The organism is Aeromonas sp. S12(2024) (assembly GCF_041402305.1).
GTDB lineage: Bacteria > Pseudomonadota > Gammaproteobacteria > Enterobacterales > Aeromonadaceae > Aeromonas > Aeromonas veronii.
In genome coordinates this window covers 65,310-80,686 of sequence record NZ_JBGLRB010000021.1, presented here as the reverse complement: position 1 = coordinate 80,686, position 15,377 = coordinate 65,310, and the positions used below count along the sequence as shown (strand labels likewise).

At 58.4% G+C, this 15,377-nt stretch carries 15 protein-coding genes; 5 read left to right on the top strand and 10 right to left on the bottom strand.

From position 1 onward, the window contains the following. Positions 1-51 precede the first annotated feature (51 nt). Positions 52-1,275, top strand: coding sequence for an MFS transporter (locus ACB035_RS18090; protein ID WP_371167847.1), 1,224 nt, complete (start codon positions 52-54; stop codon positions 1,273-1,275). A 145-nt stretch (positions 1,276-1,420) separates the two neighbouring features. Here the strand turns inward: ACB035_RS18090 and ACB035_RS18085 are convergent, their stop codons facing one another. The 5 genes from ACB035_RS18085 to ACB035_RS18065 all read right to left on the bottom strand — a co-directional run bounded on the left by ACB035_RS18085 (position 1,421) and on the right by ACB035_RS18065 (position 7,383). After that, entirely contained in the window at positions 1,421-1,975 is a 555-nt protein-coding gene (locus tag ACB035_RS18085; RefSeq protein ID WP_076495443.1) for a VOC family protein, read from the bottom strand. Further along, positions 1,969-2,733, bottom strand: a complete 765-nt coding sequence (locus tag ACB035_RS18080; protein ID WP_005337161.1) for a hypothetical protein — start codon at positions 2,731-2,733, stop codon at positions 1,969-1,971. The genes ACB035_RS18085 and ACB035_RS18080 overlap by 7 nt, the downstream gene beginning before the upstream one ends. 191 nt (positions 2,734-2,924) lie before the next feature. Continuing rightward, entirely contained in the window at positions 2,925-3,650 is a 726-nt protein-coding gene (nfsA, locus tag ACB035_RS18075; RefSeq protein ID WP_100653948.1) for an oxygen-insensitive NADPH nitroreductase, read from the bottom strand. A 71-nt stretch (positions 3,651-3,721) separates the two neighbouring features. After that, the gene (locus ACB035_RS18070; protein ID WP_040069319.1) at positions 3,722-5,287 is read right to left on the bottom strand and encodes an AbgT family transporter; all 1,566 of its coding nucleotides are present in this window, start codon (positions 5,285-5,287) and stop codon (positions 3,722-3,724) included. Positions 5,288-5,430: 143 nt separating this feature from the next. After that, entirely contained in the window at positions 5,431-7,383 is a 1,953-nt protein-coding gene (locus ACB035_RS18065) for a bifunctional diguanylate cyclase/phosphodiesterase (protein ID WP_013723827.1), read from the bottom strand. Positions 7,384-8,244: 861 nt separating this feature from the next. Here ACB035_RS18065 and ACB035_RS18060 point away from each other — a divergent pair. The 3 genes from ACB035_RS18060 to ACB035_RS18050 are packed head-to-tail and all read left to right on the top strand — an operon-like array spanning position 8,245 to position 10,700. Further along, positions 8,245-9,183: a LysR family transcriptional regulator gene (locus tag ACB035_RS18060; protein ID WP_005337171.1), complete on the top strand. Its 939-nt coding sequence runs from the start codon at positions 8,245-8,247 to the stop codon at positions 9,181-9,183. A 54-nt stretch (positions 9,184-9,237) separates the two neighbouring features. Continuing rightward, positions 9,238-10,260, top strand: a complete 1,023-nt coding sequence (locus ACB035_RS18055; RefSeq protein ID WP_069527967.1) for a response regulator — start codon at positions 9,238-9,240, stop codon at positions 10,258-10,260. 8 nt (positions 10,261-10,268) lie between these two features. Then, positions 10,269-10,700, top strand: coding sequence for a PAS domain-containing protein (locus ACB035_RS18050; protein WP_005337175.1), 432 nt, complete (start codon positions 10,269-10,271; stop codon positions 10,698-10,700). A gap of 89 nt (positions 10,701-10,789) precedes the next feature. Here the strand turns inward: ACB035_RS18050 and ltaE are convergent, their stop codons facing one another. From ltaE to ACB035_RS18035, 3 genes are all read right to left on the bottom strand, one after another. Further along, positions 10,790-11,809, bottom strand: coding sequence for a low-specificity L-threonine aldolase (gene ltaE, locus ACB035_RS18045; RefSeq protein ID WP_371167846.1), 1,020 nt, complete (start codon positions 11,807-11,809; stop codon positions 10,790-10,792). A gap of 112 nt (positions 11,810-11,921) precedes the next feature. Then, positions 11,922-12,623 carry a short-chain dehydrogenase gene (locus ACB035_RS18040; RefSeq protein WP_201998302.1) on the bottom strand — a complete coding sequence of 234 codons (702 nt, stop codon included), beginning with the start codon at positions 12,621-12,623 and terminating at the stop codon, positions 11,922-11,924. 87 nt (positions 12,624-12,710) lie between these two features. Continuing rightward, a complete protein-coding gene (locus tag ACB035_RS18035; RefSeq protein WP_005351138.1) occupies positions 12,711-13,118 on the bottom strand; it encodes a helix-turn-helix transcriptional regulator in 408 nt (135 codons plus the stop codon). A gap of 147 nt (positions 13,119-13,265) precedes the next feature. Between ACB035_RS18035 and ACB035_RS18030 the strand changes: the two genes are divergently transcribed. After that, on the top strand, positions 13,266-14,165 hold the full coding sequence (locus ACB035_RS18030; protein WP_139411973.1) for an aldo/keto reductase family oxidoreductase: 900 nt from the start codon (positions 13,266-13,268) through the stop codon (positions 14,163-14,165). A gap of 70 nt (positions 14,166-14,235) precedes the next feature. Here the strand turns inward: ACB035_RS18030 and ACB035_RS18025 are convergent, their stop codons facing one another. Both ACB035_RS18025 and ACB035_RS18020 read right to left on the bottom strand, forming a co-directional pair. After that, a complete protein-coding gene (locus ACB035_RS18025) occupies positions 14,236-14,517 on the bottom strand; it encodes an RNA-binding protein (protein WP_005337180.1) in 282 nt (93 codons plus the stop codon). A gap of 216 nt (positions 14,518-14,733) precedes the next feature. Further along, on the bottom strand, positions 14,734-15,276 hold the full coding sequence (locus ACB035_RS18020; protein WP_371167845.1) for a hypothetical protein: 543 nt from the start codon (positions 15,274-15,276) through the stop codon (positions 14,734-14,736). Between the last annotated feature and the right edge of the window lie 101 nt (positions 15,277-15,377).

Sequence of the window (15,377 nt, the reverse complement as noted above, 5' to 3'; positions counted from 1 at the left end):
TTATAACCGCAAGGACTCTACCCTGACCAAAAGTAGTCTGGACAATACGCAATGATTGAAGTTGGAAGTCGCGAGTGGATACGTGCAACCCTGGCCCTCAGCCTAGGCTCTTTTCTGGTGTTTCTGAACCTCTACCAGACCCATCCCCTGCTACCCCTGATCGCCGAGGTCTTCTCGGTCAACTCCCTCTCGGCCAGCTGGACCCTGGCAGGATGCACTGCAGGCCTCGCCGCCTCCCTGCTGATCTGCGCCAGACTGGCGGATCGCCATGGCCGTCGGCAGGTCATGCTGGGTACCCTCACCCTGGCGATCCTGCTCTCACTGTTAATCCCGCTGGTTGAGCAGTTTGGCACCCTGCTGTTGCTGCGCATCCTGCAGGGCGCGCTGCTGGCAGGACTGCCCGCGACCGCGATTGCCTATATGGGGGAAGAGTTCAGCAAACGGGCGCTGCTCTCGGCGGTGGGGGTCTATATTGCCGCCAACTCCCTCGGTGGCATTGCCGGTCGGGTGGTCGGCGGTCTGTTGGCGGGCTGGTTTGGCGACTGGCAGCATACCTTTCTGGGGATTGGTGTGATCAGCCTGTCACTGCTGCCGCTGGTCTTCTGGCTGCTGCCCCATCAGACCCGCTTTGTGGCGAGCGGCCCCGTTCGCGGCCAATTTGCCCGCGCCTTGCAACAACACCTGACCAATCCCTTGCTGGTAGGGGCCTATCTGATTGGCGGCCTCAACTTTATGGTGTTTCTGAACCAGTTCAGCTATCTCACCTTCCTGCTGGCCAAGCCCCCTTTTTCCCTGCCCACCCAGTGGCTCGGCATGCTGTTTCTCACCTATCTCTCGGGGACGGTGGCTTCCTCTCTGAGCGGCCGCTTTGCCAACCGCTGGGGGGCACAACGCATGCTGCTGGTCGGGATCGCCCTGATGGCCCTCGGCAGTCTGTGGCTGCTACAGGGCAGTCTGCCCGGGATCCTGAGTGGCTTGCTGATCTCCAGCTTTGGCTTTTTCCTGTCACACGCCTGCGCCAGTGCCTGGGTCGGTCATCATGTCGAACACAACCGCGCCCTCGCCTCCTCCCTCTATCTGGTAGCCTACTATCTGGGAGCCAGTCTGGGTGGGCTTTACCTGCACCCCTTCTGGGTGCAAGGCGAGCTGGGCGGTCTGGTCATGGGAATTGAACTGGTCCTCATCCTGACGGCGGGCTTGAGCCTCTGGCTCGGCCGTCTCAAGCAGCGAAGCCAATCGCAACTGCCCGCCCAGCAACCCTACCGACACGGGTAACAGGCTCAGCGCAAACAGGGTCACCCACGAGCAGATGGCGATCTCGCAACCCTGCACCGCCAGATAACAAAAGGGGTCACACCGGTGACCCCTTTTGCTGCGTTATTCAAGAGCCTGTCAGGCTCGCACCGCATTTAGAGCAGGATCACTCCTGATCGAAATAATCCGCAGGCACAGCGACCACAGCACCGGTCGCCACCTCTTCGGCGATCACCTCAGCCAGCGGGCGCAGATGAAACTTGATCTGTCCGGAGGGCAACATCAGGCCAATATCGGGGTTGCGGGTATCCTGCATGTTGCCGGTTTTGAATGGCAGCTCGGGATAGCGCGCTACCAGATCTTGCAGTGAAGTGACCACCAGCTCGATATGTTCCAGCCCCGCCTGATGGACGCGACCCGGTTTCGGTGCAGCCAGCTCGATACAGGGTACCTGTACCTCATCAGCCAACAGCGGCTGATGCAACTGATAAGTGGCGATGGGACGTCCGCCAATCATCCCCTCCACCAGCAAGGTACCTGCCTCAGCCAGCACAGCACATAGCGCGCGGTACTCCTGCAGGGTAGCCGCCCGATAACAGAGGTGATCGACCGTTGGCCGGGAAATTGTGACGCCACTGGCGGCCAGTTCGGCCAACAGCTGAGAAACAAATGGGGCCATTGGCCCCAGTGTGGAATCGAGTGGGTGGGACATGCTTACCATTTCTTCTTGGGTTGAAACAGGACATCGAGCTCGTCAGCTTCCTTGTCCTTGATGTTTTGCAGATCCTGCGCGCTATTTTGCTGCTGCAGCTCTTCAAGCTCCTTGAGCCCCTGACGCATATCCTCTTCACGGGCCAGCAGATAGGGATCCTTGTCGCCCACGCTCGCCATGGCCGACAGACCCTTGGTATAGAGCTGGCGGCAAGTACCATATTGGCCCTGAATGCGGGCATCCATCGCCCGCTTGACCAGATTGGAGATGTTGATCTTGAGCTGCATCAGCTCAAGGCGGCGCTCTTCTTGGGCAAACCCCTGAGGGTCAATCTTGCCCTTGTTGTGCTCGACCCGCAGCACAGCCCGCATCTTCTTGACCAACTGCAGCATCTGGATCGCCTGACGATCGGACTCCGGGGTCTTGAACTGCCCCTCATCCTGCACGCTGTAGTTCTCCTGCACATTTTTGATCTGGGTCTGCACATCAACGATACGCTGCTTGATCTGATTGTTCGGCATCACCTGGGCGATGGCGCGATAGGCATCGAGGATCCGGTGCTGCAACAGCAACACCATGTTCTTGGAGAAAGGCACCAGATTGACGTTCAGCAACACCTCTTCGGTCTCGTCAGCCACCGTCTTGTGTCTGGCAACAGCGTGACGCTTGTCCGCCTCTGCCTTCTGCTTATATTGCTGCACCACGTTATAGGCGATAACCAAAAACAGGAGTGCGCCAATAGACAGCAATACCAAAGTTAAAATCATAGGATGTCCAAACCCCTGTTCCTATCCAATTGCGTGATCCTACAACAGCTTACCCACTTAAGGTAGCCTGCAGATCTCCCCTTGCCCACGATTTGTCACCAAGCTGTGCCCCCGGTCTCAGGGAGAGATTGCAGGATCAGGGGATGATGACCATGACGGTCACCTCCCCATAGTATCGCCCATCAGCGCCATTACTTGAGGTTAAAGCCCCGCGATTGCAGGAATCCCAGCATGAAAGGGCGGGACTCCTTGCCCAGAATGGCGCGGATCTGGCCACTCCAGGTCTGCTGCTTGTTGTTGCTGCTGCGGGCCTGATAGTAGTCCGCGATCTGCTGATCGTACCGGGCCAGCAGGTCGCGATCCAGCTCGTGCTGGTAGCGCTCCTGATGCACCACCAAGCCCCTGGGCAGACGGGGTTTCTGCTCCGGCTGCTGGGCAGGATGGCCAAGGCAGAGGCCAAACAGCGGGATCACCTGATGGGGCAAGCCGAGCAGTTCGCTCACCTCGGCCGGATGGTTGCGAATGCCGCCGATATAGACCCCGCCCAGCCCCAGCGACTGCGCCGCAAGCAAGGCGTTTTGCGCCATCAGGGCGCCGTCGATGGCTCCGATCAGCAACTGCTCCGCATAGCCGGTCTGGGCCTCGGGCACGATCTGGGTGTGGCGGTGGTAATCGGCGCAGAACACCAGAAACTCGGCCGCCTGCACCACATAGGGTTGATTGCCCGCCAGCATGGCCAGCTGCTGACGCGCCTCGGGTTCGCTGACTCGCACAATACTGGTCACCTGCAAAAAGCTAGAGGTCGAGGCGGACTGGGCGGCGGCGAGGATGGCATCCAGCTGCTGCGGGGCGATCGGCTCGGCAGTGAACTGACGAATGGAGCGATGGGAAAGGATAAGATCGATGGTCTGATTCATGGCACCTCCAAAATGAGGTAACACCATAGCGAAAAAAACGAGGGAGCCCAAGGCTCCCTCGCACACCCAGCTTAAGGGGCCGGATAGACGTAAGGGGCTTGCAACCCGAGCGGGAAGCCGAGCGCCCAGTAGAGCAGCAGGAAAATCGTCCAGCTCACCAGGAAGGCCAGCGAGTAGGGCAGCATCATGGAGACCAGGGTACCGATCCCGGTGCTCTTCACATACTGCTGGCAATAGACCACCACCAGCGGGAAGAAGACCATCAGCGGGGTGATGATGTTGGAAGCAGAATCCCCGACCCGATAGGCCGCCTGGGTCAGCTCGGGGGAGATCCCCACCGCCATCAGCATGGGTACCAGGATCGGGCTGATCAGCGCCCACTTGGCGGAGGCCGAGCCGACTACCAGATTGACGGTGGCGGTGAGCAGGATCATCCCGACGATGGTCACTTCACCGGGCAGCGCCAGCGCATGGAGCACTTCGGCACCGGAGAGGGCCAGCAGGGTGCCCAGGTTGGAGTCACCAAACGCCTTGATAAAGAGCGCGCAGAAGAAGGCCATCACCATGTAGGAGCCCATCTTGTTCATGGTGGCCGACATGGCATCGATCACATCCTTGCCACTCTTGAAGCTACCTGCGACAAAGCCGTAGACAATCCCGGGCAGGATAAAAAGCAGGAAGATGAGCGGCACTATGGACTTCATCACCGGCGCGGCGAAGGTGGTCAGGGAGCCATCGGCAGCACGCAGCGGTGAATCGCTCGGGGAGAGCGCCAGCGCCAGCAGCACGATAGCCGCCAGCATGGCAAACCCGGCCCAGTTGAAGGCCCGGCTCTCTTGCGCGCTGTAGCGCCCCATCTCGTCGGCACTCTCCAGATCCTCGTTGAGCGCCACATGCTTGAGGCGCGGCTCCACCACCTTTTCGGTGACGAACCAGCCGACGCAGATGATCAGCAACGAAGAGGCACCGGTAAAGATGATGTTGCACAGGGTGTTGACCATGTAGTCAGGATCGAGCAACTGAGCGGCGGACTGGGTAAAGCCCTGCAGCAGCGCATCCCCGCCGGAGGGCAGGAAGTTGGCGGCAAAACCGCCGGAGACACCGGCAAAGGCAGCGGCGATCCCCGCCAGCGGATGGCGTCCGGCAGCGTGGAAGATGATGCCACCGATGGGGATCACCAGCACATAACCCGCATCTGCGGCGGTGTGGCTGACGATCGCTACCAGGATCAGCATGGGAGTGAGAAAACGGGCAGGCGTCACTTTCAGCAACTTTTTCAGACCGGTATTGATAAAACCGGACTGCTCGGCCACCCCGACCCCGAGCATGGCCACCAGCACGATCCCCAGCGGGGCAAAGCCGGTGAAAGTGGTCACCATGGTGGAGAGAAACTCGGCCAGGCCGGCACCGGTCAGCAGGTTGTTGACCACTACCGCCTCCCCGGTACGGGGATTGACCAGATCAAACTGGAATTGTGACAACACCCAGGATCCGACCCAGACGATCAGCAAGGCATAGAGGAACAGCATGGCGGGGTCGGGTAATTTGTTCCCGGCTTTCTCGACGCCATTGAGGAAACGGTTCAGCCAACCTTTGGGAGGGCTGGCCGGACGGTCATTGACAGCAGCATGACTCATTATTGCGATACTCCTTTCCCTAGAAACGAGGTCGCATGCTAGCAATTCCAGCCAATCCGTCTCATGACCGATCGCAAAAGAATGATTAATTTTGATTAAATATTGCGGAATAAAATCCCAAGTTGCGGCCTAACGCACACTTGTTACTCTGCCATTACGGCATCTAGCAGTGGATAACGCCCAACCTGGCACTCAACCACAAAACCGCTCGCCTCGACTTGCGCCACAGTCAGCGGCTTGCTGAACAGATATCCTTGGAACACATGGCACCCCTGGGTCTGCAGTGCGGCCAGCTCGTGGGGCTCCTCCACTCCTTCCGCCATGATCCCCAACCCCAGATTGGTGGCCATGGCTGCAGTCGCCCGGATCACCGGCAAGTTGAGGCCGACCACGAAGGAGCGATCCAGCTTGATGTTGTTGATCGGCAACCGGTTGAGATAGGCCAGCGAGGAGTAGCCGGTACCGAAATCATCGATGGCAATCTTGATCCCCTGCTCGCTCAAATCATCGAGAATGCCGAGACACCCCTTCATATCGAGCATCAACACGGTTTCGGTCAGCTCCAGCGTCAACAGGGAGGCATCCACCCCGTGCAGCTCCAGCTGCTGGCGAACTTGCCCGGGCAGCGCCGACGAGAGCTGGAAACCGGAGAGGTTGACTGAGACCGGCACCCGCTGATGGAAGCGCTTCTGCCAGCTGGCGACTTGTGCCAGCGCAGTGGAAAGCACCCAGCTGCCGATCTCGCGGATCAGCCCCATCTCTTCGGCAAGCGGGATAAATTCCACCGGCGAGACATGGCCGAGCACCGGGTTGTACCAGCGCAGCAGTGCCTCGTAACCGATCAGACGTCGTTTGGCGGCATCGACCTGCGGCTGGTAACAGAGGCTCAGCTCCTGACGGCCGATGGCCTTGGCCAGAAACTGTTTGAGATTGAGCTTGCGCTGCAGGGTCTGTTGCATGCTGGGGGTGAAACGCTGCCAGCGCAGCCGTCCCATCTGCTTGGCCTGATACATGGCCATGTCGGCACGGGTGATAAGGTTGTCCCCGTCATCCGCATCATCGGGATAGATGGCGATACCGATACTGCCACCGATGGTCACCTCCGGCAGCCCGCTCAGTTGCAGCGGCTTGGTCATCTGGGAGAGCATCTGATCGGCCACCTCTTGTGCTCGATCCCCCTGATTGCCCAACGGCACCAGTGCTGTGAATTCATCACCACCGAGGCGAGCCAGCTCCACATCCCGCGGGCAAATCTGTTTGAGGCGACCGGCGACCCGCTCCAGCAGGCGATCTCCCGCCTTGTGGCCGTAGTTGTCGTTGACCAGCTTGAAGTTGTCCAAATCCATGAACACCAGCGCGAAACGCTCCCCCAGCCCGCAATAGGCCTCAAGGGATTTCATCAAGCCATACCGATTGAGCAGGCCGGTCAGGGAGTCGTGCCAGGCGAGGTGGCGATGCTCCAGCTCCTCGAGCTTGCGATCGGTAATATCCCGCATGGTGAGCAGAATGCGGGCCCCCTGCTGGATATAGCGGAACTGATACTGGAACCAGCGCATCCCCTTGAGGGTACGGCACTCCCCCTCGGTCACCACTTCATCGAGACGGGAGAGCTTCTGGTAGAAGCTGTCATCATTGCCGGAGAAAACCTGGGAGAGCTTGGCGATCTGGTGGCCGAAACACATTTCGAAGTGATAGTTGCCACTCTCGAACACACCATGGCTATCGAACAGGCAGGCAAGGGTATCGCCCGTTGCCAGCGAGGACTCCTGATAGAGGGTATCGGAGTCGAGCACCGCTTCGGTCATCATCATCAGCCGGCCAGCCAGTTGAATACCGGAGAGGCGCAGATAGATCTGCTTCTTGACCCCCTTTGGGGAGAGGGTCCACCACTCGTTGTAACTGCGCCCCTGCTGAAAATCACCCAGATAGCGCTGCAGCAGCAGATCGATGGCGGTTGCCATATCGGCAGAGAAGTCGCGGGAGCAGAGTTCGTCGAGAGACGTCGCCTCCCACACGGAGAGCGCGGCGCTGTTTGCCCAGAAAATATGGTGATGCTCGATGTCATAAACCCAGATCGGGGTATGCAGAACATCCATCGTCTTCAGTAACCGTTCGTCAAGCGTATTCATCTGGTCAAGGTCATTCATGCTGGATGGTCACTGGTTAACCGGAAAACAGATCTGGCAAACCGCTAGCTGCAGAATGCAAGGTGCAAATACCTCTCGGCCATTATCCCTTTTCACATAGCCAAGAGCGGACAAAACTATTTCAGATATCAACAACAGGGCAGCCTGTACGGCAATACTACAAAGGACTCAGCCAAGGACCCTGTTAATCCAGGCAAATCATATAGTCGATTTTTAACTTTTTTCCCCAGTAAAAACAAGCACTAAGAGCTATCCACTCGAGACCTTGAAAGAGCAATTGCATATTTGCTGCGATAAATTTGTTATTAACATTTAAATCAATGGTGGAAATAGTCATCACTCTCTGTCACAAAGCTTCCATTAATTAACCAAGCGGATGGATAAACAGCCAAAAAAACGCCAAATCGGACAAAAATAGTTCACTACGGCGGAATTGATATACCCCAAATTCATTTTTCAACAGGCAATGAGCAAAACCCGAATATATGATCTGCATCACATTGACTGGGGATGGAAAACTGCCCCGGCTGAGCACGCAGAGCAACCCTGCGTCCTTCCATCAGGTTGCAATATCGGCCTTCGCCTGCGGTTATAGCGGAACAAATCAGGGTATATGGCAAACATCACTGCCGCAGTACCATTTGGCATCGTGCCGGAATAATCACCAGCTCGGGGAAACTGAGATGACGGGCGGGTGGAGAACTGGTATCAACAGAAATCGAATCCAGATCAATTAAACGCTGAATTAACCTTGCCAACCCGGAACGCTCTTTTTATGGTTGCCCCCTTGTTACACCCAGAACAGCGTTTATGAAGCACATCGAAGAGTTCTACCTGTTCGTCAAGGTGGTGCAAGAGGGAGGATTCTCCCACGCTGCAGCCGCACTGGGCATGCCAACAGGCACCATCAGTCGACGCATTTCCCAGCTGGAAGAGCAACTGGGTTGCTCCCTGCTACATCGCTCTACCCGCAAGCTCCGCCTTACCGATGATGGCCTCAGATACTACGAACGTCTCTGCACGCCACTCGCGCAAATCGAGCAGGCCACCAGCGAGATCCAGGGTCAAGAGGCCGATATCACCGGGCTTATCCGGATAGCTGCGCCCATCGCACTCTCCAACACCATCCTCATCGATATGCTGGCCGAATTCGGGCTGCACTATCCCGAGGTACAGTTCGATATCACCCAGACCAATGATCACCAGCACCTGTTCGACAATGATCGGGATCTGGTGTTCTTCAACGGTGAGCTGCCCCAGTCGCTGCCCAATGCGATCTGTCTCGGCCATATCGAGTACGGCCTGTTTGCCTCACCACTCTATTTAACCAAGAAGGGCACTCCCTCCCATCCCAACCAGCTGGAAGAGCATGATCTCATCTACTGCTGGCCTCACCAGCACTGGCAGCTGACCGACAAGGATGGCCAGAGCGTCTGCATCAAACGCAGCGCCAAACTGACCGTCAACCAGACCCAGGCCGCGGTACGTGCAGCCCGGCGTCATCTGGGGATCGTCAATGCCCCGCTGCACTATCTGAGCAGCTTCCTCCATGACGAGCAGCTGGTGCCGGTACTGACCGACTGGCAAACCGGCAATCGACCCTTCTACATGTTGTGTTGCCAGCACCAGTTCGCTCCGTTGCGTGTTAAGATGTTCGTTGAATTTGTTGAAAAATACTCAGCACGCTATCGCAATCGGCAGTGGGACAACCAATTTTCACAAGGTGATAGCCTCACCCATTGCATCTGACCGTTAGCGGGCCACACTTATAGCATCCCTTGCCAACAGAGCCTGCCTGACGCCATGAATGTATTGATATGTGATGACTCCGGGTTCGCCCGCAAACAGCTGGCGCGGGCGCTCCCGGCCGACTGGAAAGTCAATTTGCACTACGCAGCCAATGGTCTCGAAGGGATCGAACAGGTGCTGATGGGTCATGGCGATCTCATCTTCCTCGATCTGACCATGCCGGAAATGGACGGTTACGGCGTGCTGGAGACCCTCCAACGGGAGGGTCTGCGCAACAAGGTGATCGTGGTCTCCGGGGATATCCAACCAGAGGCCTATCAACGGGTCATGGGGCTGGGGGCGCTCGATTTCATCAAGAAACCCGCCGCCCCCGAGACCCTGCTCGCCCTGCTCAAAAAGCATGATTTCTGGAGTGCCGCCCCGAGCGGTCAACCAAGCGCCCCCGAGCAGCTGACAAGCGGTGTAGTAGCCGATGCAGGCGTCAAGATCACCCCCGAAATCCGCGATGTCTATCAGGAGCTGGCCAACGTCTCCATGGGTCAGGCAGCCGACTTGCTGGCTCGTCTGCTCAACGCCTTCGTGGTACTGCCTATCCCCAACGTCAACGTGCTGGAGGTCTCCGAGCTGCACATGGCCCTCTCAGCGGCTGCGGATTCGGATACCCTCTCCGCCGTCTGTCAGGGGTTTATCGGAGCGGGGATCGCCGGTGAAGCGCTGATCCTGTTCCATGACTCCAGCTTCAAAGATTTGGCCAAGCTGATGAACCATCAGGGGACGCTGGATCGCACCGCCGAACTGGAGCTGTTGATGGATACCGCCAACGTGCTGATCGGCGCCTTCCTGCGCGGCTACGCCAACCAGCTCGACACCCCCTTCAGTCAGGGGCACCCGGTGGTGCTCGGCCAGCACAGACCCATCAACGAGCTGATCAACACCAACAAGAGTCGCTGGCGCCGCACGCTCGCCATCGAGATCAACTACCGGATCCAGGATTACGCGGTGCAGTGTGATCTGCTGCTGCTGTTTACCGAAGATTCCATCGCCACCATGAACAACAAAATCATGCACATGCTCTAGGAGTGACTATGGAAATCCGTGAATTTCATTGGTTGATGAACATAGTCCAGAACCTGGACGTAGGCTTGGTGGTGCTCGACAAGGAGTACAAGGTTCAGGTGTGGAACGGCTTTATGGAGAGCCACAGCGGCCGACTGGCCAGTGACGTGCGCGATGGCGTACTGTTCGAGCTCTTCCCCGATGTGGACAGAGCCTGGTTCGAGCGCAAGGCCAACATGGTCTTCAAGCTCAACAACCGCGCCTTCAGCACCTGGGAGCAGAAGCCCTATCTGCTACGTTTCTCCAACTATCGCCCCATTACCGGCTCGGCACCCCATATGTTCCAGAACCTGACCCTGGTGCCACTGGCCGATTTCGGCGGTCAGGTAACCCATATCGCGGTGATGATCTACGATGCCACCGATGAGGCCATGCTGATGAGCGGCCAGCGGCAGGCTTGAGCTTGCAGCAAATAACAGAGGGCGCCGCGGCGCCCTCTGTTATCTCGGTATGAACAGGTCTTGGTATAACCTCTACCTGACCAACCGTCTCAACGCGCACCGAGATACTCGGTGAAGGCGTCGATCACCTCTTCAATATCGTCATCGTTGATTTGCAGATGGGTCACCAGCCGCAGCTCGCCGTAACCGGAGAAGAGGATCCCCCGCTCCTTCATAAAAGCGAGCAGAGGGGCCGATTCCCCCTCATGCAGCCGCAGGAACACCATGTTGCTCTGCACCAGCGAGAGGTCGAGCTCGATGCCCGGCAGTGCAGCCAACCCTTCGGCCAGCCGTTTGGCACGGCGGTGATCATCGGCCAGGCGGGTCACATGCTGCTCGAGGGCAAACAGACCGGCTTGCGCCAGAATGCCCGCCTGGCGCATGCCGCCACCCAGCATCTTGCGCAGGCGGCGCGCACGGGCGATGAAGTCGTGACTGCCCACCAGCAGCGAGCCCACCGGTGCGCCCAACCCCTTGGAGAGACAAATCGAGATGCTATCAAACGGTGCGGCGATCACCTCGACCGGGGTCTCGCTGGCCACTGCGGCGTTAAAGAGCCGGGCGCCATCGAGATGAAGCTTCAAGCCGCGCTCAGCAACGAATGCGCTCATCTCTTGCAGATAGGAGAGCGGAAGCACCTTGCCGTTGTGGGTGTTCTCAAGGCAGATCAGGCGAGTCTGGACGAAGTGGGCATCATCAGGGGCCAGCGCAGCCTTGATATCATCGAATGCCAGCGTGCCATCGCGTTGCATCGGCAAGGGTTGCAGGGCTACGGAGCCCAGCACGGCACTCCCCTGCGCTTCATAGCGATAAATGTGAGCGGCGTTGCCGAGGATGGCCCCCTCACCGCGCTGACAGTGGCTCATCACCGCCAACAGATTGGACATGGTGCCAGACGGCACAAACAGCGCCGCCTGTTTACCCAGCAATCTGGCCCCAAAGGCCTCCAGCGCGTTGACGCCCGGATCTTCACCATAGACATCGTCACCGACTGCGGCGTGGAGCATGGCTTGACGCATGGCGTCAGTAGGCTGGGTGACGGTGTCACTTCGTAAATCGATATAGCGCATGAGATCCCTCCTGAAACAGGAGAGTGACGTTAGCCATGCGCCCCTCGCTTGGCAAGGGGCGCATGAGCAGAATGTGAAGCCAATAGACGTCCATAGAACCCGCAGGCAGGATTTACCAAGGCAGCGGCTGACCGTTAAGATCCAGTAGCTGGCCCGATTGGGTCAACGATAACCCCTTGATGAGATTGAGCAGTTTCACCGCCACCTCGGCAGGATCCTGTAATTGTTCCAAAGGCAACTCGCTCAGAAAGGGAGCGTTCATCGGGGAGTCCATCAAGCCGGGCGCCACCGCCACCACCCCTGCTTGCGGGAAACGCTGCGCCCACTCAAGGGCCAGAGTTTTCACCCCCATGTCGAGGGCCGCCTTGCTCATCCGGTAGCTGTAACGTCCCCCCTCCAGATTGGAGGTGATGGAGCCCGCCAGATCGGAGATGGCACAGAGCCACAGCGGGTGGTCATTGCCCATCAACCGACTGAAACGGGCAGCCAGCGCCAGTGTTGGCCAGGCATTGGCCAGCAGGCTGTCACACAGCCACTTGGGGTGCACCTCTTCGACCCGCCGCTCTGGCATAAAGCTGACATCGTGCAACAGGCCGATGGTGTTGATCACCACAGTGGGAAGCGGATCGGTGTCGTAGAGGGTAAACAGGGCGTCGAACGAGATGGCGTCCACCTCTTGCAGCGGGAAGAAAGCCCCCATCTCGATCCCTTTTGGATAGGTGCGCCCGGCCAGAAGGAAGGACTCCCCCCTTGCCATCAGCTCTCTTGCCAGCGCCGAGCCCAGCGCACCGCTTCCGAGGATCAAGTAGCTCATCGCCCATTCCATGGAGAGTTATCTTGCTTAGAGCGTATCAGAATAATCAACCGGCCGTGACACGACCAAAGGGTAATATGCCCCTCATCACGCTTCCCCCAGATGGCGACCAAACTCCCGCGCCAGCGCCAAATCGAGAAAACCGTCCGCTTTCTTGTGGGTGCGCAAAAACTGGTAATAGGCGAGCAGGGTGACCAGTGCCTCCTCATCGGGCAGCCCCACCCCGGGTTGCTGCTCGCCCAGCAGTAGCTGCGCCGCTGCCAGCGCCTCCCTGTCTACCACTTCCGCCTGACGGTAGAGATAACCGCAGCCGGTTGCCAGCCACTCCAGCGAGCAGTTGGCCCCCATGGCGATCTGGTTGGCCCGCGCCAGGCCAGGCTCGGCTCCCTTCAAATATTTGCGGATCAGCGCTTCACTGAGCCCCACCTTGCGGGCAAACGCGCTCACGCTCATCTCCCCGATCAGGCTCTGCAAGCGCTCGGCAAATCCTTCCATCCAACTCTCTCTCCTACTCTGCGGTCAGAACCAAAGTTCGAATCATGCCACTGCCCATTATTGCTTTGCCAGCCACATGAGGCCAAGATGCCCGCAGTCATCTATGTTGCACATCGTTTTCGTATCGTGTTTTTCAAGGAGTCAACCATGTCTGTATCCCGTGTCGCCCTGCATCCGCAAGGCCCCACCTTCTCTCGCCTCATCATGGGTTACTGGCGCCTGATGGAGTGGCAGCTCTCTCCGGCCGCTCTGCTCGATCTGATGAAATATCATCTGGATCTGGGGGTCACCACCATCGATCACGCCGATATCTATGGTGGCTACCAGTGCGAAGAGGCCTTTGGTCACGCCCTGCGCCTCGAGCCTTCCCTGCGCAGCCGGATGGAGATTGTCACCAAGTGCGGTATCGCCCTTACCGCCAAGCCGGAGCATGCTCTCAACCACTACAACACCGGCAAGGACCATATCATCGCCAGCGCCGAGGCCTCGCTGCGCAAGCTCGGCACCGACCATCTGGACCTGCTGCTGATCCACCGCCCGGATCCCCTGATGAACGCAGATGAAGTGGCCGATGCCTTTATCACCCTGAAACAGGCGGGCAAGATCAAGCACGCCGGGGTATCCAACTTCACCGCCCGTCAGTTCGAGCTACTGCAATCGCGCCTCCCCTTCCCGCTGGTCACCAACCAGCTGGAGATCTCGCCGCTTCATCAGGAAGGGACCCTCGATGGTACCCTGGATCAGTGCCAGCAGCTTGGCATCAAGCCGATGGCCTGGTCATGTCTCGGCGGCGGCCGACTGTTCAGCGATGACGCCTATGCCCCGCTGCGTGCCGAACTGGAGCAGATCCGTCAGGAAGTGGGCGCCCAGACTATCGAGCAGGTGGTCTACGCCTGGGTAATGATGCTGCCAAGCCAGCCGCTGCCATTGATTGGCTCCGGCAAGCGGGAGCGGATTGCTGCCGCCGTGGCCGCCGAATCCATCGCCCTCAATCGCCAGCAGTGGTTCCGCATCCGCAAGGCGGCGCTCGGTTACGACGTCCCCTGATAACAGCAAAACGTCCAGAAACAAAAACGGCATGGGGGAAACCCATGCCGTTTTTTATTGCCGAGGTACCTTAGCGGTGGCGCTGTTGCGGGCGACCACGGGGAGCATCTGTCTTCGGTTTGGCCTGGTTGACGGTGATGGTACGGCCACCGACTTCTGTGCCATGCAGACCAGCGATAGCCTTTTCGGCATCACCATTGACCGGCATTTCAATAAAACCAAACCCCTTTGACTGGCCGGTATCGCGGTCGATGATGATATCAACCTTGTCGACCTGTCCAAACTGGCTGAACAGGGTTTTCAGTTCGTCGGCCGTCATCCGGTACGACAGATTTCCTACGTAAATCTTCATGCCATCCACTCTCGATTCAAGGTGCCTTCTCTATGCAATTCCCAGCATAACGGTAAGGGCACAACCCCTATGCCGGACCTGCCATGGCTTCATGCCGTGGCCTTCTCCACACTGTCGTCAAGTGATTGATCTCTTGGGTTAACAGTGCAGACAAGATCAATTCGAGTCACTGGCAGTATCTGAGCTTTGCCGGGAATTGTCGAGAAAATAGTCGACTCAGGCCGATTGCAGATCTGACAACCGTTGCGCCAGCATCCGGCGACCGTGCCAGGCCCGTTTAAAGCCGAAGCGATAGACAGACGGGCTCACCAGATGCAGCTCCCCCGCCTTGAGATCCAGCAAGGCCATAGCCGCCGCCAGCTCCTCTTCACTCAGTTGCAGATCGAGGCTGAAGTCGAGCCACTGGCCGTCGTGGCCCACTCGCCGCTCCCGTTCAAGCGCCACCAGCGTGCTGCGGGGCAGCGCCAGCGCCTCATCCTTGTTGCCATTGAGCAAATAGATATGCTGTTCGTCCCACCCCAGCTCCGCCAGGCGCCAGGGCTGCCAGCTGCGGGGCAGCGACACCATGATCCCGGTGATGCCACCAAAGAGCACGCCCACCCAGTTGAGCAGCGCCATGGCGCCCCAGCCATCCCACAAGGAGGCCGCCACCACGCCCCAACTCACCAGCAACAGCAGAAAAATGACGCAGCGATAGCGAACCGCTGGCGGCATCAACAGCTGCACCTGGGAACCGGCAAGCAAGGATGTAATACGCATGAAAAGCTCCTGTCATCACGAAATGGCGCCATTGTGAATAGCCATCAGGATGCTGACAAGGGGGTTTTCTTTGTCATCCCCCTATAAAATCAATACCATGG

Excerpts from the sequence above, each read along its gene's own strand:
- nfsA (WP_100653948.1), bottom strand. The coding sequence starts at position 3,650 with ATGAATCAGACCATCGATCTTATCCTTTCCCATCGCTCCATTCGTCAG.
- ACB035_RS18055 (WP_069527967.1), top strand. The coding sequence starts at position 9,238 with ATGAATGTATTGATATGTGATGACTCCGGGTTCGCCCGCAAACAGCTG.
- ACB035_RS18035 (WP_005351138.1), bottom strand. The coding sequence starts at position 13,118 with ATGGAAGGATTTGCCGAGCGCTTGCAGAGCCTGATCGGGGAGATGAGC.
- ACB035_RS18060 (WP_005337171.1), top strand. The coding sequence starts at position 8,245 with ATGAAGCACATCGAAGAGTTCTACCTGTTCGTCAAGGTGGTGCAAGAG.
- ACB035_RS18065 (WP_013723827.1), bottom strand. The coding sequence starts at position 7,383 with ATGGATGTTCTGCATACCCCGATCTGGGTTTATGACATCGAGCATCAC.
- ACB035_RS18025 (WP_005337180.1), bottom strand. The coding sequence starts at position 14,517 with ATGAAGATTTACGTAGGAAATCTGTCGTACCGGATGACGGCCGACGAA.
- ACB035_RS18040 (WP_201998302.1), bottom strand. The coding sequence starts at position 12,623 with ATGAGCTACTTGATCCTCGGAAGCGGTGCGCTGGGCTCGGCGCTGGCA.
- ACB035_RS18085 (WP_076495443.1), bottom strand. The coding sequence starts at position 1,975 with ATGGTAAGCATGTCCCACCCACTCGATTCCACACTGGGGCCAATGGCC.
- ACB035_RS18070 (WP_040069319.1), bottom strand. The coding sequence starts at position 5,287 with ATGAGTCATGCTGCTGTCAATGACCGTCCGGCCAGCCCTCCCAAAGGT.
- ACB035_RS18090 (WP_371167847.1), top strand. The coding sequence starts at position 52 with ATGATTGAAGTTGGAAGTCGCGAGTGGATACGTGCAACCCTGGCCCTC.
- ACB035_RS18050 (WP_005337175.1), top strand. The coding sequence starts at position 10,269 with ATGGAAATCCGTGAATTTCATTGGTTGATGAACATAGTCCAGAACCTG.
- ACB035_RS18020 (WP_371167845.1), bottom strand. The coding sequence starts at position 15,276 with ATGCGTATTACATCCTTGCTTGCCGGTTCCCAGGTGCAGCTGTTGATG.
- ltaE (WP_371167846.1), bottom strand. The coding sequence starts at position 11,809 with ATGCGCTATATCGATTTACGAAGTGACACCGTCACCCAGCCTACTGAC.
- ACB035_RS18030 (WP_139411973.1), top strand. The coding sequence starts at position 13,266 with ATGTCTGTATCCCGTGTCGCCCTGCATCCGCAAGGCCCCACCTTCTCT.
- ACB035_RS18080 (WP_005337161.1), bottom strand. The coding sequence starts at position 2,733 with ATGATTTTAACTTTGGTATTGCTGTCTATTGGCGCACTCCTGTTTTTG.